The sequence below is a fragment of the Rubrivivax gelatinosus genome (assembly GCF_016583785.1).
In the GTDB taxonomy this organism is placed as follows: Bacteria; Pseudomonadota; Gammaproteobacteria; order Burkholderiales; family Burkholderiaceae_C; genus Rubrivivax; species Rubrivivax gelatinosus_B.
Genome location: NZ_NRRU01000075.1, coordinates 1 through 21,032, shown reverse-complemented (window position 1 = coordinate 21,032; position 21,032 = coordinate 1). Strand labels below are relative to the sequence as shown.

Sequence of the window (21,032 nt, the reverse complement as noted above, 5' to 3'; positions counted from 1 at the left end):
GACCAAAGGATTATGAGTCCTGCACGGCGCCCCTCTGCGAGCACTCGCCAGACGCCATCCGCCCAGGCACCGCCTGCCATCCAGTGCGATTCGCTGCCACCGGGTGATACGATTCCCGCCTACATGTAGTGCCTACATGGAGACGGGGACGCAGGATGCCGAAGCTCACCAAACGCCTGACCGACAACCTCGCCCGCACGCTGCCGGCGCCTGCGGAAGGCTTCGCGCTGTACTGGTGCCGGGACACGCCTGGGCTCGCGCTACGCGTGACAGCTGCAGGCGCACGGGCCTACGTCGCCGAGCGCAGGGTCGACGGCAAGACCGTGCGCCGCACCCTGGGGCGCGCAGTAGGCGCCGCCGCCATCAGCGCCGACGCCGCGCGCCGGCTGCAGATCGAGGTGTCCAGCGAGTTGCAGCAGGGCGTCGACCGCGCCGCGGTCAAGGCACTGGAGCGCAAGGCCGAGAAGGCCGACGCGCTGACCCTAGCCGACGCGCTGCGCGCCTACGTGAAGGGCAAGCGGCGCGGGAAAGACGGTCTCGCCCTCAAGGCGAGCACGCAGGCCGAGTATCTGGCGATGATCGAGCCCGACCGCTGCACGACACGCGGGAGAACGGCCAGAGCGGGGGCGCTGCACGATCTGGCAGACAAGCCCCTGCGCAAGCTCTCGGGCGACGACATGCGCGAGCTGCACAAACGCCTGGCGCCACGGGGGGCGCGCCGACAAACCTACGCCCTGCAGGTGCTGCGCGCCGTCCTGAACTGGCATGGCGTGCAGGTGCACGACTCGCCGCTGGCGAAGTCGACCGCCGGACGCGACCGCATCATCCTGGCCCCGACGAGCGGCAACCCTCGGCCCATCCCACCCGAGAAGCTCGGGGCGTGGTGGCGCGCCGCCTGCGCCCTTGCGGGCGACCCCGCGGCCGATGGGCTGCGCTTCATGCTGCTGACCGGTGCGCGGCCGGGCGAGGTGTTCGGGGGCGTGCAGGGTGCCGGCATCTTGGCGCGCGACGTGGATCTTGACGGCGGGCGCGTGGTGCTCCACGACACCAAGAACCGCAAGGACCACACCCTTCTGCTCTCGCGTCAGGCGCTCGACGTGCTGAAGCCGCACGCTACGGGCAAGAAGCCCGGGGCGCGGGCCTTCCAGGCCACGCCGCACGCGACCATGCGCGCGATCAGCGCCGAGGCCGGCGTGCAGGGGCTGTCGCCGCACAAGCTCCGGCATACGTTCGCAAGCATCGCGGCCGAACTGGTGTCGGCGTTCGCGGTCAAGGCGATGTTGAATCACTCGGCCGGGGGCGACGTGACAGCGATGCATTACGTAGGCCAGTCCGAGGCGCAGCTTCGCGCCGCCTGGCAGACCGTGGCCGACTTCATCGCCGCCGTGCGCTGAGTTGCTATTGCGCGCGACATAGGTGGCATCTGTTATAGAGTTCCGCCTATCGCGCGTTCCGCCGTAGCGGCATAAGCAGCCCAGGCGGGCGCGGTCCACCCGAGCCAATGGCCGGGTAATGCAGGCCGGGCCTGCGGCGTGTTGCAAGCGCCGCCGCAGCCGCCAGCGTGCATGCGGGCCCAGAACGTGTTGCGCCGCGGTAGGCGTAATGCGGCGCGCGTAGCCCCCTTGCGAAAGCCGCCGGCCGGCACAACCACACTCGTCGGCCAGCGGCCCCGCTGAAAAGGGCTGCGCCATGAACGCAACGAAACCTGTGCTCGAGCCCCTGCTGGTCGACGAGCACACCCTTGCCGCCGCGATCGGTATGTCGGTCGCGTGGCTCCGCGCTGACCGCCGCGGCAAACGCCTTGTACCCGTCGTGCGCCTGGGCTCGGCGGTGAGGTACTCGCCTTCCGCCGTGCGCGCCGCGCTCGCTGCCAGGCAAGAAGGTGGTGGCCGATGAAGCCCAACAGCAGCCATGCGCCGCGCATCGGGCGTTTCGAGGATCCCGCGGTCGACCTCTGGCCGATCTCGCGCCGATGCACCGATCCACTTCCGGCGCTCGAGCCATTGCAGCCCGGCGAAGCACCTGCGGATCGCTGCTGGCGGCACGTCGTACTGGCGTTGTTCGATGCCCGCATTTGGGCCAGTGAAACCTTTAGCAGGTGCTAAATGCAATTAGCAGTTTGCCAAATTGGGGACACAGAGCCGTGCCCTTGCCTCTGCCTAAATCCGCACAATGACGAGCATCAACACCGAAAGGGCAACCATGACCACCGAACCGAAAGCCGATGACCTTCTCAAGTTGAGCGAACTCGCCAGGCGCGGAGTCGCCTGCGAGAAGACGCTTCGCGGATGGATTGCCGCCGGCATCCTTCCTGCGGCCAAGACCCCTGGCGGCCACTATCGGATCCGGCGCGCTGACGCCGAACGCCTGATGCACGGCGGTGCGCGATGAGCCCCGAACTCGCCCGCACTGCCGCCTTGCGCGAGGCGACCCAGCAGAAGGCCCGCGCGATGCTGGCGGCGAAGGCCGCAGCGCCGCCCAAAGAGATCGGCCGCTCGACTGCGGGGGCAGGGCGAGCGGCCGACGATGCGACGAAAGGAATGGCTGACACTGCCGATTGTGGCGGGGCTGCGTCCCCGCAAGGGCACGCCGCCGTCACGTTCACGACCTTCGCCAACATCGGCACCACAGCCGGCAAGCGCCGTACGCTGACCTGGGCCGACTTCGTGCAGGTGCTGCGCGCGCCGAGCGAGCGCGCCGCCAAGGACGAATGCCCGCTGTTCAGGCCGGGCACCGCGGCGGGCGACGTGCGCGACGCTGGCACTCGGGTCGAGCGGCTGCACATGCTCGTCGCCGAGCACGACGGGGAGGCCGTCGAACCCCAGGCCGCCGCGGACCTGCTGCGCGCGTGCGGCGTGCGGGCCGTCGTTTTCACGACCGCGAGCCATCGCGTCATGGCGCCGCCGCGCTCGAACGGCGGCCCGCGCTGGCGCGTCGTGGCGCCGCTGGCGCAGCCCGTCGAGCCTGCGGCCTATCGCAGCCTGGTGTCGAAGCTGAACGGCCTGCTGGGCGGGTGCCTGGCGCCTGAAAGCTGGGAAGACTCGCGGATCTGGTTCTTCGGTCGCGTCGAGGGTGTCGAGTACCAGGCGTACGCCGTCGAGGGCGAGGCCTTCGATGATCTGGACAGCCTGGCCGGGTTCGATGAGCGGCCTTCTGGCCGCCCCCGCGCAGTCGATGCGCCCGCCCCCTGCGCGCCCGACAGCTTCGAGCGCCAGACCATCGCCGCCGAGGTGACGCGCAAGACGCTGCACGAACTGCGCGAGGCCCTGGCCGTCGTGCCCTGCGACAAGCGCGAGGACTGGATCGACGGCCTGCACGCCCTGGCGTTCGTGCGCGACAACACCGAGTTCTCTGACGAGGCGCGCGAACTCGCCGACGAGTGGATGGCCCGCAGCGCCAACCACCAGGCCGGCGACGAGCGCCAGTTCGACACGGTTAAGCACGTCGACCGCATCACCCACAAGTCGGTCTTCGCCTGGGCTGACGAGCGTGATCCGACTTGGCGCGATCGTGCTGCGGCTTCGTGGGTCGATGCCGATGTCGTGGTCGACCTTGGCGCAGCGCCCGAGGCTGCGCCGGCCGAGCCCGTGCCGGATGCCACGCCGAGGCCCCTGGCGGCCTTCCCAGCGCCGTTTCGCGGGGTCCTGGCTGCTACGGTAGCCGCGGGCCTGAACGTCGCGCCCAAGCCCCAGCCTGAACTCATGACATTGGCCGTGCTCGCCGGCATGGCTGCAGCCTGCACCCGGCGCCTGCGCCTGCCCGGTGACGGCCGGCTGAACCTGTACGCGGTCGGACTCGCCGAGACGGGCGCCGGCAAGGATGCACCGCGCCGCGTGGGCGTCGACCTGGCACGCCTCGCGGGTGCCGCCTTGCTCGGCAAACCGGCCAGCGGCCAGGGGCTCGAGGACGCGCTGCAGTCCGACCGGGCGATGCTCTGCGAGGTTGACGAGGTCGCGCACATGCTGGCCGCTGTCAACGACCGAGGCGCCCCGGGGCACATGAAAGAACTCGGCGGGAACTTGCTGAAGCTGTTTAGCGCCTCGAACAGCGTCTACCCCTGCCGGGTCCGGGCGAAGGCCAGTGACTCGGCGCCGCCGCCCCGCGTCGTGCTGAACCCCTGCCTCAGCCTCTTGGGGTTCACAACCCCCGCGAGTCTCGGGTCAGCGGTCGGCGCGGCCAGCGTCGAGGACGGTCTGCTCGGCCGCGTCCTCATCGCCACGGGCCGCAAGGGTGTCCAGCCTCGGCTGGTGCAGGGCAGTCTGACCCTGCCCGAGGTCGCCCAGGCCGCGGCACGGCGGATGATCGACGCCCAGGCCGCCGCGGCGTTCGGCGGGCCCGAGGCCACGATCGGCATCACCATCACGCCGGAAGCCGACTCCCGCATGCGCGCCCTGCTGCTGGGCTTTGCGGCCGACGCCGACGCGCCGCAGGCGTCCGCCTTTTCGCGTGCAGTGCTGCAGCGCAGTTTCGAGAAGGCGATGCGGATCGCGGGCGTGCTGGCGGCCTGGGATTCGCCGGAGGCGCCGACGATCAGCGTCGAGCACCTGGCCTGGGCCGAGCACGCGGTGCGCGCCTCAAACGCGGCGCTGGTTGAGTTCATTGAGGAACACATGCACGCCGGGCAGACCCAGGCGAACGCGGCCCGAGTGCTCGACGTCTTGGTGCGCGTGCTGTCCGGCGAGCTGAAGCCCGACCGGGCGTGGGAGGCGCGGGCCGTCGCGCAGGGGTGGGCGCCGGCAAGCCTGGTGCTGCGGCGAACGAAGCTCGCAGCGAAGGAGATGACCGACGCCATCCAGCACCTGCGGACCGCCGGTGAGATCGAGGTCGGGCAGGAGAGCCGGGACGCCGCCAAGGGCGGTGCTCGGGCCGTGCAACTGCTCAGGCCGGCGGGGTGCTGAGATGGCCCGCCAGTTCCCCGGTTCCCGCCGATTCCGGGAACACGGAAAGCCGCGCCAGCAATGGGCTTTAAGAGTGTTCTTCTCTGTTCTCCCGCTCTCTCTCTCCCTCTTGCTCGCTCTTTCCTTGTGGGGGTGTGTAGAAGGGAACGGGCATGCCGGGAACGCGCAAACCCGCGCCAGCATTGGGCCGCAGCGTTCCCGGCCACGGCAGAGAACCGGGAGAACCGGGGAACCGAAAAGCGCTTCGCCGCGCCACCCTACCCGAAACCTGCAGGCGGCAGCAGATTCGGCAGCCCCGCCGACTCCCGCCGACTCCCGCCGACTCCCGCCGACTGTCGGCAGCCCCGCCGCCGTACGCCCCTGTGCGCGATATATGTGCCGCACGACACATTGCAACTCTCTACCAACATCCAGCCAGTGATTGTCAAACACTATGAACGCTGACCATCCTCTGCCCTTCGGGAAGTACCGGGGCTTGCTCGTCTCGACCGTCGCCCGTGACGCCCCGGCCTACTTGACCTGGTTGGCAACCAAGCCCAAGGCGCGCGGGAACCCCGGACTGCTCGCCGCCTTGGCCGCCCACCTGCCCGCCGCGATCGTCGGGGCCGCCGAGGCCGACCGTCGATACCGCGAAGCACAGGACGCCGAGGCCGAGCGCTTCCGCGCCTGGCGCCGGTCGCGCATCGAAGCCCGCCAGGCTGCGAAGCGCCCCGCCGTGCCCGCCGTGCCCGCCGCCGACGACGACGACGAGGCCATCGCATGAGCCCCGCGGACACGCCCAGCGCCCCGCAGGTTGCACGATCAGCACCGCCGGGCCACCTCCCTACCATCCCCGTGCCGCTCGACGTCCTGCGCCGCGCTGAACGGCTCGCAGGCGCGGCCGGCGCACACGCCCTGCGCCTTGAACTGGCGGCGCTGCTCTCGCGCCACCGGCCGCGCCCGGCCGTGCGCTGGGCCTGGCTCGACGCGACCACGCACACGCTCGACGGCCAGCAGGTGCACGCCACCACAAAGGCGCTGCCGCTGGCCTTCTTGCTGCTGCTGGGCTTCCGGCACGGCGTCGACCCTTTGCCCGTCGCCGCGGTCTTCCCGAGCGCCAGCGCCGCGCTGCAGGCGCTGGATCGTGCTGCCCGCGCTGCCGGGCGCTTCTCACCGGCCATCGAGGCGTGCGTGCGCTCGATCGGCGTGCGGAGTGGGGTCTTCGTTCTGCGTGCGGCCCTTCCCGCAGACCTCGATCTCGACCCCGCGGCCCTGAGGCAAGCGCTTGGCGTGAACGCGGCATAAACGGCGCGCTGACGTGCTGACGTGCCGTGACGATGCCGGCACCCCAACCACCGAACGAAAGCACGCACCATGGCCTCTCGCACCGCTACCAACACCGCCCCGCCGATTCACACGTCGAGGGGTTCGCTCACCACCTGGACCGGCCTGCTCAATGGCGACGACGGCGCCGCGGTCGACCCGTCCCTCTGGGCTCGCGCATCGCTGCAGGTCACCGGCACGTTCGGCACCGGCGGCACGGTCAGCCTCGAAGGCAGCAACGATGGCGGCACGACCTGGGTCGTGCTCAAGGACGCCGCGGGCGCCGCCATCACGCTGACCGCGGCCGGACTCGTGGTGCTGCAGTCGACGGCCTTCCGCGCCGTTCGCCCTCGCGTCACGGCCGGCGACGGCACCACCAACCTCGTCGCCCGGCTGTACGCCGCGGGCCTGGAGTAACGGCCATGCTCATGAAAGCCACCCGCGCCGCCCTCGCCCGTCTCTGGGCCTGGGCCACGCCGTCCGAACCGCGCCGCGCCGCGCTCGTCGTGGGCGCGTTGATCCTGCTGCACGCGCTGCTGCCCTCGCACGGCGCCGAGGAGTGAGCCCATGTCCACCACCGCACCCATCAAGGCCAAGCTCGCCGAGCTGCAGACCGCGCGCGCGCAGGCCCAGGCCGACCGCCAGCGCCTGGCGCTCATGCTCGCAACCGCCGAGGCCGACAAGGCGCCCGACATCGACCGCCGCCTCTCCGAGGTCGAGGCCGAACTGCAGCTCTATGACAGGGACGCGGCCCGCCTGCACGCGGCCCAGCGCGCCGCCGAAGCGGCCGACGCCGCCGAGACAGTCGAGGTCATCGAGGCCCGCCTGGTGGCCGGCGTGAAGCAGGCGACCGACCCGAGCATCCTCGATGCCGCGAAGGCGCTCGACAAGGCGCTGGCCAAGCTGCAGGACGCCGCGCAGGTCTTCATCGAGGCCGGCGCTGCACGCCGCGCTGGCGTGAGCCTCGCAGGTCGTGCGCTGGCCGACCTCGTACCCGACGCCCGCAGCAATGTGAACGACGGCGTGCAGGCTGTCGCGCACCTGGCCGACGCCTCAGGCGCCCAGCCGTTCGTGCTGGCCGCGCTCGACGCCGTGCTGTCCACGCTGGGCCTGCGCGGGCGGCTCGAGTACACCGCACCCGCCGGCACGCTGCTGGACAACGTCCAGCGCGCCCACGACGACCTGGCCGAGCGGCTCGCCGGCTGGACCTCGGCCAACCTGCGCGCTCTCTGCGCCCCGAAGGAGCAATGACCATGAGCTACAGCACCTTGGCCGAACTGCTGGCCGCCAAACCCAACGCCACCCTCAGCGATCACGCCGCCCTCATCGAGCCCATCGCCGGCCGCAAGGCCGCTGCGATCAGCGCCTTGGCCTCGGCCCTGGCCGAGGAGACCGCCTTGCAGGACGCCGTCGTCACGAAGGCGCAGGCCGTGCTCGTGAGCAAGGGCTACACCGGCACCGTGCTGATGGAGGCAGTCCATTCGCTGCGCTCCGCGCTGTTTGACACGGCCGCACTCACGTCCGAACGTCTGCGCACGGCGTGTGCCGGCACGAAGCTCGGGACCGCCGTCGCTTGGGCGCCGGTCGCCGAAGACAAGACCGGCCTCGTCACCGACGCCCAGGCCCGCATCGCGGCCGTGCAATCCACGCTGAACCGCTGGGGGGCTTGAGCATGGACTTCGACGAAATGGCCGCGCGTCTGTATGCCAACAGCACGAGCCGCCCTGAGGCTGGCCAGCCCACCGCGGCGGCAGCGCCCCCGGCCGTGAGCACCAAGGCCGGCGAGATCGACGTGAACAAGGCCGAGGCGGCGCTGTACGGCAAGCCCCAGTTTGGCGTCGACGGGCTCGATACGACTTACGCGGCCACGCAACGAGCGATGATCTCGGCCAGCGTCGAGCAACTCGGCCTTGAGCCCGGCGAGGCCCAAGCCGCAAGCACCGAGTGGGCCGGGCGCTTCCGCCAGGCCGGTATTGCCTCGGACGTGGCAACCGGCCTCACCAGCGTCGCCACGGGCGTGCTGTCCGGCGCGATCAAGGTCGACCCGCTGGCATGGAAGAACGCCGCCCGGGCCGAGATGGCCACCGAGTTCGGCGCCAACGCCGACGCGGCGCTCGCAGCCGCGCGCGAGATGGTGGCCGCCGACCCGCCGCTGCAAGCTTGGCTGCAGGAGACCGGCCTCGGTGACCATCCCAGGGTCGTCAAGGCCGTGGCGCGAGCGGCCTGGGCGCAGTGGAAGGCGGGGAAGCTGCGGACCTGACCTACGGCCTGAGGTGCGAGGGCGCGCGACTCGCCCTCGCTCCGTTCATTCTGCTAGCTGCACACCTTCTTCCATTCGTACATGCGGGTATAGGGGTTCAACACCTGAACTTGGCGGCATGACGTCGTACCGAGCGGCGGCAGCGACGGCTGCGGTACCGGTTGAATCGACGGCGGCACGACGGGGCATACCTGCGGCGCGCAGATTGGCTTCAAGTCCAGACTGCTCGAGCACAGCGATCGCACCTCGCCGTTGACGCATCGGCAGACGCAGTCTGCGTAAGCGGTCGCGGTAAAGAACAGCGATACCAAGCCCGCGGCCAGAGCCACACCCTTTTTCATGAGAACTCCCTGTTGTTGTTTGAGGATGTAACTGTGACATCGCGTCGATCTGCTCGGCTTCCCCGGGATGAGCGCTTGGTTGCTGAACGACGACACTGAAGACGAGATGCGTACGACCGTGTGGCGCCATACGATCGGCGCATGTGCAATCGCTACGTCTCGCCCGACGAAGGCGACATTGAACGCTTTTGGCACATCGGCCGCAGGCAGCCTTGGCGCGGCGGTGAAGTGTTCCCCAGGGCGCTCGGTCCGTTCATCCGCGCAGACCGCGAGTGCACCGAACCGGCCCGTGAGCTGGTCGTCGGACAGTGGGGCCTCGTGCCCTGGTTCGCCAAGATGGCGAAGCTGACTTACTCGACGAACAACGCCCGCTTCGAGGAGATCGCGCAGAAGGCCTCCTACAAGGACTCATGGGCCAAGGGGCGGCGCTGCATCATCCCTGCGGTCAGCTTCGATGAGCCGTGCTGGGAGACCGAGCGCAACGTGTGGTGGCGTTTCCGGCGCGCCGACGGCGGGCTTTGGGGCCTGGCCGGGCTCTGGAACACTTGGGCCGACCGCGCCACCGGGGAGATCGTCGAGAGCTACACGATGTTGACGCTCAACGCCGACGCCTGCCCGCTGATGTCGCGCATGCACAAGCCCGACCCGAAGCTGCCGCCCGACCAGCAGGACAAGCGCTCAGTCGTGCCGATCGAGCGCGAGGACGTCGACGCCTGGCTGTTCGGGGCGCCGGCCGACGCGGCGGGGCTGGTGCAACTATCTGCACCTGAGACGTTTGGGGCCGGGCCGGCGGGCTAGGGCGCCGGGACGGTTGCTCCTCGCCAGAAGGCGCGCGTCCGGAGGCCAAGGCCCCCACTGTCCCGGCGCGGCCAACATGCTTGCATGGCGGATCAACAGACGCGCCACCCATCGTCAGGATTGGTGTCGTTCCGCAGCGACAACATCCCCGGCCAATCGAGAAGTCATGCCATTTCACGGGCACTCACGAACGTGTAGACTTTCGGGGCTATGAAAGAGAAGCTGTTCCTCTCAGCGACCAAGTCTGCCCAGCACCGCCTCACCAAGGTGGCGGTCAAGCGTGCGCGGGTTGCGTCGGCTGACCGAGCCCGATTTCTTCTCGAAGTGAAGACCACGCGACCGACTGAAGAGTCGCAGCGTGAAGCCCAACGCCTCGTTGAGCGCGTCCGCGCCGCGAAGACAGCGACTTTCCTACAGCAGTATCGCGTTTCGGCCTGATGGCGCTCGCCGGCAACGGCTACGGGCTTCTCCCCGTCGTTGAGGTCGCCCATCAAGTGCTGGCAGCCTTCGACTGCGGCAAACCACATCTCAACGCGTTCCTTCAAGAGTCCGCACAGCTGCACCGTGAGCGGCTCGGGCTCACGACTGTTGTGTTCCACAGGGATGTGCCGGAGCGCGTGGTGGGTTACTTCACCCTTTCCAACGACGCGCTGCCGCTGACAACGTCGGAAGTGGGTGAGTTGGGTCTACAGGACTCGGTCCAGCTCAGCGCGTATCCTGCAGTGAAGCTCGGCCGGTTAGCTGTGACGTCGGACCTGCAAGGCTGCGGAGTGGGCAAGCAGGTCATCGGCCTTGTGCACGGAGAGATCCTTGACTCGACCTCTCTGTCGGCGGCTCGCCTCGTCATCGTCGATGCAGACAACGAGCAGAGAGTGGTGCAGTTCTACGAGCGGATGGGCTACCGGCGCTCGCTCTGGGCCGAGCGCAAAGCCCAGACAAGCGGACCCAGAAAGGCAGTAACCCAACAGACGGTAAAGATGGCGCGGGACATCCTGGCGCCCTAGAGCCGTTCAGCGGACAACACCTTGCCAGTGCTGACGACCCGGCGCACTCGAGGCTACGCTCGGTAGCGATGATCCTTTTTGCGAGCGTAGCCTCGAGTGCGCCGGGTCGTCAGCAAAAGACCACACCTTGCAGAGGGCCATCGAAGCAGTCCATCAAGGAGGGGACGCGGAGGGCCCCCCGGAGAGTTATCGCCCAGTGGCGACGGCAAGATGTTCAGCTTTTGCGCGCCTCGCTGGCCTCTTGCAGATTGATGAACGCCAACAATCACCTTGATTGCGGGTACACCAAACTAGTAGCACATGCTGCATACACCACTTGGTGGCACACTTGCGACGTTCTCGGCGAAAGCCGGCTTGAGTCTGAGGCTTGGAACATAGCCACAGCGGCCCGGACAGGCGATCACAAGCTAATCCGGGCGTCAGTAGAGAGGCCCCATCCGGGGCCTTTCGCCTTTTGAGCCATGGCTCTGCCTTACAGCCCGCGCCCGGGCGAAGTCCTCATCTGCAGGTTCGACGAGGCCGCCGTGGGCGCCGAGATGGTTAAGCCGCGTCCGGTGATAGTCGTCTCTCGCAAAGACTCGCACCATGGCCGCAAACTGGCCACGGTCGTCCCCTTGTCGACCACCGAACCCACCCCGGCTCAGCCGTGGCACCACTGCATCGGCGTTTACGAGATCACCGGCTGGCATGGCTCGCCCGACCCAGTCTGGGCCAAGTGCGACATGGTTGCCACGGTCAGCTTCCTGCGACTGAACAAGCCGTATCGAAACACTAGGCATGGTCGGCAGTTCGTTGAGCACACTCTGCCACCACAACACCTCGACGCTGTGCGCGCAGCTCTTCGGGCCTACCTTTCGCTGTAGCTCGGTAGTCATGCGGGACCGTACCACCAAAACCGAAGCCGGCGCGAGCCTCGCCAGAAGCGGCAGTCAAGCGCGGACGTAGAGGCAGCGGCGGCCGCGAGCCGTCCCGCGTTGCCGGCGCATCCGGCTCGTCCTCAGCACCTGGCTCGCGTACCCAGAATGCGCAGCCATCGGCCGGTGTCGCTCGCACTCTCGGCATGTCCCGGACGCAGAGCGCTGCGCTGCCGTCAGCGCGCATCTCGCCAAAGTGTGACAGTGCCAGCAGGGGCGCCTCTCAGCAGCCCAAGGGTTGAAGTCCGACATAGGCCACAGCATCGCAGCCGGTTGGCTCATGGCGCGATCCCGGGCAACACCGGCATGCAGGAACAGGCCCCGGTCGGCACTTTGGCACTCGCACCGCACTGTCCTGCGGCTGAACCGCCCTCGCCGCCTTCATGAGCGCCTACACACCCCACCAGAAAAGACGAATGGGTTAGCGACATTAATCGCTAACCCATTGCCTTTATTGAACTTTTAACTGGTAGGCCGTGTTGGACTTGAACCAACGACCAAAGGATTATGAGTCCTCTGCTCTAACCAACTGAGCTAACGGCCCCCGTGCACGAGAGCCGCGATTCTAGGAGGCGCCGGCCTCGGGCGGGAGGGCGGCGCGCACGGCGTCGTCAAGCGCCCCGAGCGCGACGTCCAGATCGGCCTGCTGCACGCGCAGGCGCTCGGGGTCGGCGCCGACGCGGATCGCCTGTTCCAGCGCAGCGGCCAGCGCGCTGACGCTGGCCGCGCCGATCTGCGCCGCGCCGCCCTTGAGCGTGTGCGCCGCCAGCCGCGCCAGCGGCAGATCGCCGGCGGCCAGCGCGTCGGCGATGCGTGTGGCCGAGCTGGTGCGGCCTTCGGCGAAACGCCTCAGCAGCCGCTCGTACAGCCCACGGCGGCCGCCAGCCAGGCGCAGGCCGGTCTCGATGTCGAGCACACCCGGGTCCGGCGGCGCCGGCGGCGGCGGTGGCAGCGCCGCCACGGGCGCCGCGTCGGCCGGTCGCGGCGGCACGGCGCGCGCCAGGCAGGCCAGCAGCCGCGCTGCCAGGCGCTCGGGGTCTATCGGCTTGGCGATGTGGTCGTCCATGCCCGCGTTCAGGCAGCGCTGCACGTCGTCGAGCATCGCGTTGGCGGTCATCGCGACGATCGGCAGCCGCTCGCCCCCGGGCAGCGCGCGGATCGCGCGCGTCGCGCTCAGCCCGTCCATCTCGGGCATCTGCACGTCCATCAGCACCAGGTCGTAGCGCTCGCTGCGCACCTTCTCGACCGCGATGATGCCGTTGGCGGCGACGTCGACCACCAGGCCGAGCTCGGCCAGCAGCTCCACCGCGACCTGCTGGTTCAGTTCGTTGTCCTCGGCCAGCAGCACCCGGCGGCCGCGCAGCAGCGCCGGGCCGCCCTCGGCCGGCTGCGGCCCTGCCGACGGCCGGCTGCCGGGCGCGGCCGGCCCGAGCAGCAGATGCATCAGCATGTCCAGCAGCCGCGACGGCGTCACCGGCTGGCGCAGCACCGCGGCGGTGTCGGCCTCGCCGTCTTCGGCCGCGGGCGTGGGCCCGGCGACGACCAGCAGCGCCGGCGGGTTCTCCAGTTCGAGCTCGCGCAGCGCGCGTGATGGCGGGGCGCCGGCGGCCTCGACCATCTCGCGTTCGACGACGACGACGTCGAACGCCTCGCCCTCGCGCTCGGCCGTCTGCAGCGCCTGCAGCGCCGGCCGCCAGGCGTCCAGGGCCACGACCTGCATGCCGAAACCACGCAGCATCGACACCATCACCTCGCGCGCCCGCGGGTGCACGTCGGCGACCAGCACCCGGCGCCCGCGCAGCGCGGCGTCGCCCCAGTTGCGCCCGCTGCGCCCGGCGGCCACACCCAGGTGCGCGGTGAACCAGAAGGTCGAGCCGACACCCAGCGTGCTGTCGACGCCGATCTCGCCACCCTGCAGCTCGGCCAGGCGCTTGGCGATGACCAGCCCCAGCCCGGTGCCGCCGTAGCGCCGCGTGATCGAGCTGTCGGCCTGCTGGAAACTCTGGAACAGGCGCGCGCGCTGCTCCTCGTCCAGGCCGATGCCGCTGTCCTGCACCGCGCAGCGCAGCATCACGCAGTCGTCGGTGCGGCGCAGCACGTGCAGGCGCACGCAGACGCTGCCCTGCTCGGTGAATTTGACGGCGTTGCCGCACAGGTTCAGCAGCACCTGGCCCAGGCGCAGCGGGTCGCCGATCAGGCGGCGCGGCACCTCGGTGCCCAGGTCGACGACGAATTCCAGCCCCTTGGCCGTGGCGCGGCCGGCGAGCTGGTCGCCAACATCGCCCAGCACGTCCTCGAGGTCGAACTCGCGGCGCTCCAGGTCGAGCTTGCCGGCCTCGATCTTGGAGAAGTCGAGGATGTCGTTGATGGTCGCCAGCAGGCTGCGGCCGGCCGACTGGATCTTCTGCAGGTAGTCGCGCTGGCGCGGCGTGAGGCCGGTGTTCAGCGCCAGCGCCGTCATGCCGATGATCGCGTTCATCGGCGTGCGGATCTCGTGGCTCATCGTCGCCAGGAAGCTGCTCTTGGCGGCGCTGGCGGCCTCGGCCAGTTCCTGGGCTCGCTTGAGCGGCGTGATGTCGGCCAGCGTGACCACCATGCCGTCGCCCAGCAGTTGGCCGCCGACGAGCAGCACCAGGTCGACGCCGTCGCGCACACGCACGCGGCACTCGAACTCGCGCAGGCGCCCGCCGCCATCGCCGCCGGCCAGCGCCAGCGCCTCGTGCCAGGCGCGCTGCAGCGCGTCGCGCGCGGCTTCGTCCACGCCCACCCGGCGCCACCAGTCATCCAAGGTGGGCAGTTCGTCGGCGTCGACGCCGAAGAGCTCGCGGAACGCCAGGTTCACCGACTCGACGGCGTCGCCGCGCAGGTAGAGCATCGGCACCGGCGCGGCGTCGGACAAGGCGCGCAGCCGCCGGACACGTTCGGCGGCCACCTCACGCTCACGCGCCCGGCGCAACTCTTCCTCGGCGGCACGGCGCTGGGTGATGTCGCGCGAGATCATCAGCACGCGCCCGGCGTCCTTGCGCGTCGTCGACAGCTCGAACCAGCGGCTGGCGCCGTCGATCGGCAGCTCGATCGTGCGCCCGTAGTCGGCGCCGTCCTGCAGCGCCGCGGCGATCGAGCGCATCACGGTGGCGGCGGCCTCGGGCGGCAGCACCTCGTCGACGGGGCGGCCGACCAGGCCGCCGCGCGGCTCGAACACCGGGCGCACGGTCGCGCCGGCGTAGACGTCGAGGTAGCGGCCGTTCGCGTCCAGCTCGAACAGCAGATCGGGGATCGCCGCCAGCGTTGCCGCCAGGTCGGCGCGCACCAGCTCGGTGGCGCCGTGTGCCTCGCGCAGCTCGGTCAGCGCCTGCTGCAGCTCGGCGGTGCGCGCGGCGACGCGGCGCCGCAGCGCGACGTTCCACAGCAGCAGCGCGGCCCCCGTGGCCAGCGCGGCGGGGGCGATCCACCAGAGCTCGTCGACGTACGAAGACCCGTGCAGCGGCGTGCCGAACCAGGCCAGCCGCAGCGCCTCGTCCTCTTCGGGAGCGATGGCCGCGACGCCGCGCTCGACCAGCGCCAGCGTCTGCGTCTCGCCCTTGCGCACCGCGCGGTGGAAGTGGCCGGTGTAGAGCTGGAACGCGCGCTTGAACTCGCGCTCGGCACCGAACTTGTAGAGGTAGAAGTTGGCCGGCGCCTGGTCGAGGCAGAACAGGCGCACCTCGGCACGTTTGGCCCCGGCGATCAGCGCGTCGTAGTTGCGATAGACGACCTGGGTGTCGATGCCCTCCTCGTTCAGCTTGTCGACGCAGGCGTCGCCGCGCTGCACGCCGACGGGCAGGCCCTTGAGCGTGGCGACGCTGGTCACGCCGTTCAGGCCGACGTGGCTGTAGATGTTGACCGGCAGCTCGGCGTAGGGCTTGGAGAAGTCGTAGAGCGGCTCGCGCGGCGGCGTGCGGTAGATCAGGTCGATGACGTCGGCCTCGCCGGCCAGCACCCTGCGCTGGGCCTCGCTCCAGCCGGTGGCGATCAGCTCGACACGCACGCCGGTGCGGCGCTGCCAGAGCTGCCAGTAGTCGACGAGATAACCCTGGACGTGGCCGTCGGCGTCGCGAAAGATGAACGGCGGGTAGTTCTCGTCGGTGACGACGCGCAGCACCTTCGGGGCCGAGCCCTCGGCTGCCGAGGCTGCAGCGGCCGCGGCACCGAAGGGAGCGGCGGCGGCCAGCGCGAGCAAGACCAGGCCACGCCAGCACGCGGACAAGGCGGCCCGGCAGCGGAGGCCCGAAGCGGCAAATGGCAACCGAACTCCCCTAGCGGACGTGCCGGTGAGCGCACGCCCTCAGAACCGCCCCGGCCCGCGTCTGGCGCGCGGGTCGTACCGGGAAAGAAGGATGCCGTCACGCTGACGTTGACACACCCTGAACGGCTTATACCGGCCTGCCGCCGCCGAGGTCTAGCGGGTGCCCCCCGATGCGAAGGACTAACGCGGGGTCTGCGCTTCGAAAACCGCCGCAGCGTGGAGTTCAGCGCATCGACAGCGCGTTGCCGACCAGGCGCGCGGTGATGTCGACGAGCCGGATCATGCGGTCGTAGGGCATGCGCGTCGGCCCGATGACGCCCAGCGTGCCGACGATGCGGCCGTCGATCTCGTACGGGGCGGTGACGACCGACAGCTCCTCGAAGGGCACGACCTGGCTCTCGCCGCCGATGTAGATGCGCACGCCCTCGGCGCGGCTGCTGACGTCGAGCAGCCGCATCAGCTCGGTCTTCTGCTCGAAGACGTCGAACAGCCGCCGCAGCCCGAGCATGTCGTGGCCCAGGTCCTGGACGCTCAGCAGATTGTGTTCGCCCGAGACGACGACGTCGTCGCCGCGTTCGGCCAGTTCCTCGCCGGCCTCGACCGCGGCCTGCATCAGCTGCGCGATCTCGCCGCGCAGCGCGTCGACCTCGTGCTTCAGGCGCTCGCGCACCTCGTCTATGCCCAGGCCGGTGTAGTGCGCGTTGAGGAAGTTGGTGGCTTCGACGAGTTCGGTCTGGCTGTGGTCGCGCGCGGTGAAGATGACGCGGTTCTGCACGTCGCCGTCGGGGGCGACCAGGATCACCAGCACGCGGCGCTCACCCAGGCGCAGGAACTCGATGTGGTGGATCACGCTCGCCTTGCGCGGCGCGCTGACGACGCCGACGAAGCTCGACAGGTTGGACAGCAGCGTCGCCGCCTGGGCGATGACACGCTGCGGCTGGTCGGGGTGCAGCTGCTCGCGCGCGGCGGCCAGCTCCGAGGCCACCGTCTGCAGCTCGATCGGGCGCGCGGTCAGCATGGTGTCGACGAAAAGCCGGTAGCCGCGCGCCGTCGGCACGCGGCCGGCACTGGTGTGGGGACTGGCGATCAGGCCTAGTTCTTCGAGGTCGGCCATCACGTTGCGGATCGTCGCCGGCGACAGGTCCAGCCCGGAGGCGCGCGACAGCGTTCGCGATCCCACCGGCTGGCCGTCGGCGATGTAGCGCTCCACGAGGGCTTTCAGCAGCGTCTTGGCACGGTCGTCGAGCATGGTTTCGGATTGTAGAGAGCGCATTTCCCTATGGTGTAATGCGCCGCATGCCGGCCCCCTTCCGCCATGCCGCAATCGTTGGAAAGTTCCAGGCACAGGGCATAGGCCCGCTGCTGGAGGAGATCACACGTTTCCTGCTCGAGCAGGGCGTCGAGGTCGTGTTCGAGCGCGAGACCGCTCACGCCACCGGCATCACCGAGTTCGGCGCGCTCGACGCCGGCGAGCTGGGCCAGCGCTGCGAGTTCGCGATCGTCGTCGGCGGCGACGGCACCATGCTCGGCATCGCACGCGAGCTGGCGCGCCACAACCTGCCGCTGGTCGGCATCAACCAGGGCCGGCTGGGTTTCATCACCGACGTGCCGGTGGGCCAGTACAAGGAAGCGCTGGCGTCGATGATCGCCGGCGACTACGAAGAAGAGCACCGCTCGATGCTCGAGGGCCAGGTCTTCCGCAACGGCCTGCCGATCCACGAGGCGCTGTCGCTCAACGACGTCGTCGTCGACCGCGGCCAGACGGCGAGCATGGTCGAGCTGCGTGTCGACGTCGACGACGACTTCGTCGCCAACCTGCGCTGCGACGGGCTGATCATCGCCACGCCCACCGGCTCAACCGCCTACGCGCTGTCGGCCGGCGGGCCCATCCTGCACCCCGGCATCGCCGGGCTGGTGTTCGCGCCGATCGCCTCGCACACGCTGTCCAACCGGCCCATCGTGCTGCCCGACGACGCGACGATCCGCATCACGCTGGTCAACGGCCGCGACGCCTCGGCGCATTTCGACATGCACAGCCTGGCCAGCCTGCAGCACGGCGACTGCGTGCAGGTGCGGCGCTCGGCCTACAAGGTGCGCTTCCTGCATCCGCGCGGCTGGAGCTACTACGCGACGCTGCGCCGCAAGTTGCGTTGGTACGAGGGTGTGGTGTGATGGCCCCCCCCCGAAGCGCCTTCGGCACCTCCCCCCCAGGGGGGCACCGCCAGCGGCCCGGCAAAGCCGGTTCCGCGGCGGCCGCTTGGGGGCGCACGCGGTCCGCCTCCGTTCTGTCATCCTGCTCATCGAAACGTTGACATGCTGCGCCGACTTTCTCTTCGCGACGTCGTCATCGTCGAGCGCCTGGAGATCGAGCTCGACGCCGGCTTCAGCGTGCTCACCGGCGAGACCGGTGCCGGCAAGTCCATCCTGATCGACGCGCTGCAGCTGGCGCTGGGCGCACGCGGCGACGCCGCGCTGGTGCGTGAAGGCGCGCCACGCGCCGAGGTCGCGGCCGAGTTCGACGCCCCGCCGGCACTCGCTGCCTGGCTCGACGAAGCCGGTTTCGCCGCCGAGCCGACGCTGCTGCTGCGGCGCACGATAGACGCGCAGGGCAAGAGCCGCGCGTGGGTCAACGGCAGCCCGGCGACGGTGGCCCAGCTGCGCGAAGCCGCGGAACACCTGGTCGACATCCACGGCCAGCACGCCTGGCAGAGCCTGACGCGCCCTGCCGCGGTGCGCGCGCTGCTCGACGCCCAGGCCGGCGTCGATGCGCGCCCGCTGGCCGCACGCTGGCAGGCCTGGCGCCAGGCGCTGGCGGCTTTGCACGGCGCACGCGCCCAGCGCGACACGCTGGAGCGCGAACGTGAGCGCCTGGCCTGGCAGATCGGCGAAGTCGACAAGCTCGCGCCCGGCGATCACGAGTGGGACGAGCTGAACGCCGAGCACCAGCGCCTGGCGCACGGCCAGGCCCTGCTCGACGGCGCGCGCGCCGCGCTCGACGCGGTGTCCGAAGGCGAGCTGTCGGCTGACGCGCTGGTGTCGCGCGCCATCGACGCCATCGACGAGGTGCAGCGCTACGACGCCGCATTCGCCGGCATCACCGAGGTGCTGCGCGGCGCCCAGGCGCAGCTGGAAGACGCCGCGCACACGCTCGGCGCCTACCTGGCGCGGCGTGAACCCGACCCCGAGCGCCTGGCCGAGCTCGACACCCGGCTGTCGGAATGGGTGTCGCTGGCACGCCGCTACCGCCGTCAGGCGCCCGAGCTGCCGGCGCTGCTGGCGGGCTGGAAGGCCGAGCTGGCGGCACTCGACGCCGCCGCCGACCTGGACCAGCTGGAACGCGCCGCGGCCGAGGCCGAACGCGGCTGGCGCGACGAAGCGAAGAAGAGCAGCCGGGCCCGCGCCAAGGCGGCACCGAAACTCGCCGCGGCGGTGACGCAGGCGATGCAGCAACTGGGCATGGCCGGCGGGCGTTTCGAGGTCGCGCTCGTGCCGCAGGACGAGCCGCAGGCCTTCGGGCTGGAGTCGGTCGAGCTGCGTGTCGCCGGCCATGCCGGCAGCACGCCGCGTGCGATCACCAAGGTGGCTTCGGGCGGCGAGCTGTCGCGCCTGGCGCTGGCGATCGCGGTGACGACCGCGGCCACGCCTTCGGGCGAGGGCGCGCAGACGCTGATCTTCGACGAGATCGACGCCGGCGTCGGCGGCGCGGTGGCCGACAGCGTCGGCCGGCTGATGAAGCAGCTCGGCGGCACGACGCAGGTGCTGGCCGTCACGCACCTGGCGCAGGTCGCCGCCTGCGCCGACCACCATTTCGTCGTCGCCAAGGCGCTGCAGGGCGCGGCCACGGTCAGCGATGTGCAGCCGGTGTCCGGCGAGGCGCGTGTCGCCGAGGTCGCGCGCATGCTCGGCGGCGAACGCCTGACCAGCACCAGCCGCGCCCATGCCGAGGCCATGCTCGCGGGGAACGCAAGATGAGCCCCGGGGCTCGTTCCCGCCTGGCGGGTCCGGCCGCAGGGCTAAGGGTGCCCCAGTGAGCGCTTTCGTCGACCCGCCGCCCGGCGAGTGGGCGCCGCTGCCCGAAACCGGGCGCGACGAGGTCGTGCTCGTCACCGGGATCTCGGGCTCGGGCAAGTCGATCGCGCTGCACGCGCTGGAAGACGCCGGCTACTTCTGCGTCGACAACCTGCCGCCGGAGCTGCTGCGCGACTTCATCCGCCTGGAGCACGAGCGCTGGACACGCCGCGTCGCGGTCGCGGTCGACGTGCGCACCATCGGCTCGCTGCCGCTGCTGCTGCCGCTGATCGACAGCCTGCGCAGCGACGGCATCAAGGTGCGTTCGCTGTTCCTGGACGCGAGCACCGACGCGCTGGTGCGCCGCTTCTCCGAGACCCGGCGCCCGCACCCGCTGTCCTCGGTGCCGGCCGGTGGCGACGCCGCGCGTGCGCTGGTCGAGGCGATCGAGCTCGAACGCGAGCTGCTGGCCGAGCTGCGCGAGAAATCCACCGTCATCGACACCAGCCAGCTGCGCCCCGGCGTGCTGCGCGCCTGGGTGCGCGGGCTGGCGGGCGCGCGCGAGTCGGCGCTGACGCTGGTCTTCGAGAGCTTCGCCTTCAAGCAGGGCGTGCCGCTGGACGCCGACTACGTCTTCGACATGCGTGCGCTGCCCAACCCCTACTACGTGCGCGAGCTGCGCCCGCTGACCGGCCGCGACGCGCCGGTGGCGGCCTACCTCGAAGCGCAGAGCGACGTGCGCGAGATGCTCGAGCAGATCGCCACCTTCATCGAACGCTGGCTGCCGGCCTTCGAGGACAACCAGCGCAGCTACCTGACGGTGGCGCTGGGCTGCACCGGCGGCCAGCACCGTTCGGTCTACGGCGTGCAGTGGCTGGCGCAGCGTTTCGACGGCCGGCAGGCGACCCTGATCCGCCACCGCGAGCTCGACGCCCGTGGGTGAGATGACGGCCCCCGGCCGCCTGGCGGCCGCCCCCCGAGGGGGCTCCGGATCCGACCGGGAGACCCGGATCGGATCCGGCCCGCTTGCCACCGCCGCTCCCCCTGCCCGCCGTTGGCGGGCTGTCCCCGAGGGGAAGGCCGGCGCAGGCGGCCTGGCGGCCGTTCCCCGACAGGGCTCCGGATCCGACCGGGAGACCCGGATCGGATCCGGCCCGCTTGCCACCGCCGCTCCCCCTGCCCGCCGGGGGCGGGCTGTCCCCGAGGGGAAGGCCGCCTGCGC

The 21,032-nt window shown here is 70.4% G+C and carries 22 protein-coding genes and 1 tRNA gene; 19 read left to right on the top strand and 4 right to left on the bottom strand.

All coding sequences use genetic code 11. From position 1 onward, the window contains the following. Positions 1-155 precede the first annotated feature (155 nt). The 12 genes from CKO43_RS18090 (at position 156) to CKO43_RS18035 (ending at position 8,460) form a co-directional block, all read left to right on the top strand. A complete protein-coding gene (locus CKO43_RS18090) occupies positions 156-1,394 on the top strand; it encodes a tyrosine-type recombinase/integrase (RefSeq protein ID WP_200379463.1) in 1,239 nt (412 codons plus the stop codon). 295 nt (positions 1,395-1,689) lie between these two features. Next, on the top strand, positions 1,690-1,896 hold the full coding sequence (locus tag CKO43_RS18085) for a hypothetical protein (protein WP_200379462.1): 207 nt from the start codon (positions 1,690-1,692) through the stop codon (positions 1,894-1,896). Continuing rightward, positions 1,893-2,105, top strand: a complete 213-nt coding sequence (locus CKO43_RS18080; protein WP_200379461.1) for a hypothetical protein — start codon at positions 1,893-1,895, stop codon at positions 2,103-2,105. Before CKO43_RS18085 ends, CKO43_RS18080 begins: the two co-directional genes overlap by 4 nt. 67 nt (positions 2,106-2,172) lie before the next feature. Then, positions 2,173-2,391: a helix-turn-helix domain-containing protein gene (locus tag CKO43_RS18075; RefSeq protein WP_200379460.1), complete on the top strand. Its 219-nt coding sequence runs from the start codon at positions 2,173-2,175 to the stop codon at positions 2,389-2,391. Beyond that, positions 2,388-4,898, top strand: a complete 2,511-nt coding sequence (locus CKO43_RS18070; protein WP_200379459.1) for a DUF3987 domain-containing protein — start codon at positions 2,388-2,390, stop codon at positions 4,896-4,898. Before CKO43_RS18075 ends, CKO43_RS18070 begins: the two co-directional genes overlap by 4 nt. Positions 4,899-5,331: 433 nt before the next feature. Next, positions 5,332-5,661 carry a hypothetical protein gene (locus CKO43_RS18065; RefSeq protein ID WP_200379458.1) on the top strand — a complete coding sequence of 110 codons (330 nt, stop codon included), beginning with the start codon at positions 5,332-5,334 and terminating at the stop codon, positions 5,659-5,661. 71 nt (positions 5,662-5,732) lie between these two features. Further along, positions 5,733-6,182 (top strand): hypothetical protein, encoded by a 450-nt coding sequence (locus CKO43_RS18060; protein WP_200379457.1) that lies wholly within the window; start codon positions 5,733-5,735, stop codon positions 6,180-6,182. A gap of 69 nt (positions 6,183-6,251) precedes the next feature. After that, the gene (locus tag CKO43_RS18055; protein ID WP_200379456.1) at positions 6,252-6,617 is read left to right on the top strand and encodes a hypothetical protein; all 366 of its coding nucleotides are present in this window, start codon (positions 6,252-6,254) and stop codon (positions 6,615-6,617) included. Between the two features lie 5 nt (positions 6,618-6,622). Further along, positions 6,623-6,763 carry a hypothetical protein gene (locus CKO43_RS18050; RefSeq protein WP_200379455.1) on the top strand — a complete coding sequence of 47 codons (141 nt, stop codon included), beginning with the start codon at positions 6,623-6,625 and terminating at the stop codon, positions 6,761-6,763. Between the two features lie 4 nt (positions 6,764-6,767). Beyond that, positions 6,768-7,451, top strand: a complete 684-nt coding sequence (locus CKO43_RS18045) for a hypothetical protein (RefSeq protein ID WP_200379454.1) — start codon at positions 6,768-6,770, stop codon at positions 7,449-7,451. A gap of 2 nt (positions 7,452-7,453) precedes the next feature. Continuing rightward, positions 7,454-7,870, top strand: coding sequence for a hypothetical protein (locus CKO43_RS18040; protein WP_200379453.1), 417 nt, complete (start codon positions 7,454-7,456; stop codon positions 7,868-7,870). Between the two features lie 2 nt (positions 7,871-7,872). Then, positions 7,873-8,460 (top strand): hypothetical protein, encoded by a 588-nt coding sequence (locus CKO43_RS18035; protein WP_200379452.1) that lies wholly within the window; start codon positions 7,873-7,875, stop codon positions 8,458-8,460. Positions 8,461-8,513: 53 nt separating this feature from the next. Here the strand turns inward: CKO43_RS18035 and CKO43_RS18030 are convergent, their stop codons facing one another. Next, a complete protein-coding gene (locus tag CKO43_RS18030; RefSeq protein ID WP_200379451.1) occupies positions 8,514-8,801 on the bottom strand; it encodes a hypothetical protein in 288 nt (95 codons plus the stop codon). 141 nt (positions 8,802-8,942) lie between these two features. On the opposite strand from CKO43_RS18030, the gene CKO43_RS18025 reads away from it, so the two are divergent. The 4 genes from CKO43_RS18025 (at position 8,943) to CKO43_RS18010 (ending at position 11,466) form a co-directional block, all read left to right on the top strand. After that, positions 8,943-9,599: an SOS response-associated peptidase gene (locus tag CKO43_RS18025; RefSeq protein WP_200379450.1), complete on the top strand. Its 657-nt coding sequence runs from the start codon at positions 8,943-8,945 to the stop codon at positions 9,597-9,599. 210 nt (positions 9,600-9,809) lie between these two features. After that, a complete protein-coding gene (locus CKO43_RS18020; protein WP_200379449.1) occupies positions 9,810-10,037 on the top strand; it encodes a hypothetical protein in 228 nt (75 codons plus the stop codon). Continuing rightward, the gene (locus tag CKO43_RS18015; RefSeq protein ID WP_200379448.1) at positions 10,037-10,603 is read left to right on the top strand and encodes a GNAT family N-acetyltransferase; all 567 of its coding nucleotides are present in this window, start codon (positions 10,037-10,039) and stop codon (positions 10,601-10,603) included. The genes CKO43_RS18020 and CKO43_RS18015 overlap by 1 nt, the downstream gene beginning before the upstream one ends. A gap of 461 nt (positions 10,604-11,064) precedes the next feature. Continuing rightward, positions 11,065-11,466, top strand: a complete 402-nt coding sequence (locus CKO43_RS18010; protein WP_200379447.1) for a type II toxin-antitoxin system PemK/MazF family toxin — start codon at positions 11,065-11,067, stop codon at positions 11,464-11,466. Positions 11,467-11,984: 518 nt separating this feature from the next. On the opposite strand, the gene CKO43_RS18005 is transcribed toward CKO43_RS18010, so the two are convergent. The 3 genes from CKO43_RS18005 to hrcA form a co-directional block, all read right to left on the bottom strand. Further along, positions 11,985-12,061 (bottom strand) — tRNA-Ile (locus tag CKO43_RS18005). 21 nt (positions 12,062-12,082) lie between these two features. Next, a complete protein-coding gene (locus CKO43_RS18000) occupies positions 12,083-15,763 on the bottom strand; it encodes a response regulator (RefSeq protein WP_242481227.1) in 3,681 nt (1,226 codons plus the stop codon). Between the two features lie 262 nt (positions 15,764-16,025). Continuing rightward, positions 16,026-17,051 carry a heat-inducible transcriptional repressor HrcA gene (gene hrcA / locus CKO43_RS17995; RefSeq protein ID WP_200379446.1) on the bottom strand — a complete coding sequence of 342 codons (1,026 nt, stop codon included), beginning with the start codon at positions 17,049-17,051 and terminating at the stop codon, positions 16,026-16,028. Between the two features lie 47 nt (positions 17,052-17,098). Here hrcA and CKO43_RS17990 point away from each other — a divergent pair, with 47 nt between their 5' ends. The 3 genes from CKO43_RS17990 to rapZ all read left to right on the top strand — a co-directional run bounded on the left by CKO43_RS17990 (position 17,099) and on the right by rapZ (position 20,753). Next, a complete protein-coding gene (locus CKO43_RS17990) occupies positions 17,099-17,974 on the top strand; it encodes an NAD kinase (protein ID WP_200379445.1) in 876 nt (291 codons plus the stop codon). Positions 17,975-18,115: 141 nt separating this feature from the next. Further along, complete coding sequence (gene recN, locus CKO43_RS17985; protein ID WP_200379444.1) at positions 18,116-19,774, top strand: DNA repair protein RecN; 1,659 nt, start codon at positions 18,116-18,118, stop codon at positions 19,772-19,774. A gap of 97 nt (positions 19,775-19,871) precedes the next feature. Then, on the top strand, positions 19,872-20,753 hold the full coding sequence (gene rapZ, locus CKO43_RS17980; RefSeq protein WP_242481228.1) for an RNase adapter RapZ: 882 nt from the start codon (positions 19,872-19,874) through the stop codon (positions 20,751-20,753). Positions 20,754-21,032: the final 279 nt, after the last annotated feature.

What these genes read in the sequence shown, in the direction of transcription:
- CKO43_RS18090 (WP_200379463.1), top strand. Translation starts at nt 156, where the DNA reads ATGCCGAAGCTCACCAAACGCCTGACCGACAACCTCGCCCGCACGCTG.
- CKO43_RS18085 (WP_200379462.1), top strand. Translation starts at nt 1,690, where the DNA reads ATGAACGCAACGAAACCTGTGCTCGAGCCCCTGCTGGTCGACGAGCAC.
- CKO43_RS18080 (WP_200379461.1), top strand. Translation starts at nt 1,893, where the DNA reads ATGAAGCCCAACAGCAGCCATGCGCCGCGCATCGGGCGTTTCGAGGAT.
- CKO43_RS18075 (WP_200379460.1), top strand. Translation starts at nt 2,173, where the DNA reads ATGACGAGCATCAACACCGAAAGGGCAACCATGACCACCGAACCGAAA.
- CKO43_RS18070 (WP_200379459.1), top strand. Translation starts at nt 2,388, where the DNA reads ATGAGCCCCGAACTCGCCCGCACTGCCGCCTTGCGCGAGGCGACCCAG.
- CKO43_RS18065 (WP_200379458.1), top strand. Translation starts at nt 5,332, where the DNA reads ATGAACGCTGACCATCCTCTGCCCTTCGGGAAGTACCGGGGCTTGCTC.
- CKO43_RS18055 (WP_200379456.1), top strand. Translation starts at nt 6,252, where the DNA reads ATGGCCTCTCGCACCGCTACCAACACCGCCCCGCCGATTCACACGTCG.
- CKO43_RS18050 (WP_200379455.1), top strand. Translation starts at nt 6,623, where the DNA reads ATGCTCATGAAAGCCACCCGCGCCGCCCTCGCCCGTCTCTGGGCCTGG.
- CKO43_RS18045 (WP_200379454.1), top strand. Translation starts at nt 6,768, where the DNA reads ATGTCCACCACCGCACCCATCAAGGCCAAGCTCGCCGAGCTGCAGACC.
- CKO43_RS18040 (WP_200379453.1), top strand. Translation starts at nt 7,454, where the DNA reads ATGAGCTACAGCACCTTGGCCGAACTGCTGGCCGCCAAACCCAACGCC.
- CKO43_RS18035 (WP_200379452.1), top strand. Translation starts at nt 7,873, where the DNA reads ATGGACTTCGACGAAATGGCCGCGCGTCTGTATGCCAACAGCACGAGC.
- CKO43_RS18030 (WP_200379451.1), bottom strand. Translation starts at nt 8,801, where the DNA reads ATGAAAAAGGGTGTGGCTCTGGCCGCGGGCTTGGTATCGCTGTTCTTT.
- CKO43_RS18025 (WP_200379450.1), top strand. Translation starts at nt 8,943, where the DNA reads ATGTGCAATCGCTACGTCTCGCCCGACGAAGGCGACATTGAACGCTTT.
- CKO43_RS18020 (WP_200379449.1), top strand. Translation starts at nt 9,810, where the DNA reads ATGAAAGAGAAGCTGTTCCTCTCAGCGACCAAGTCTGCCCAGCACCGC.
- CKO43_RS18015 (WP_200379448.1), top strand. Translation starts at nt 10,037, where the DNA reads ATGGCGCTCGCCGGCAACGGCTACGGGCTTCTCCCCGTCGTTGAGGTC.
- CKO43_RS18010 (WP_200379447.1), top strand. Translation starts at nt 11,065, where the DNA reads ATGGCTCTGCCTTACAGCCCGCGCCCGGGCGAAGTCCTCATCTGCAGG.
- hrcA (WP_200379446.1), bottom strand. Translation starts at nt 17,051, where the DNA reads ATGCTCGACGACCGTGCCAAGACGCTGCTGAAAGCCCTCGTGGAGCGC.
- CKO43_RS17990 (WP_200379445.1), top strand. Translation starts at nt 17,099, where the DNA reads ATGCCGGCCCCCTTCCGCCATGCCGCAATCGTTGGAAAGTTCCAGGCA.
- recN (WP_200379444.1), top strand. Translation starts at nt 18,116, where the DNA reads ATGCTGCGCCGACTTTCTCTTCGCGACGTCGTCATCGTCGAGCGCCTG.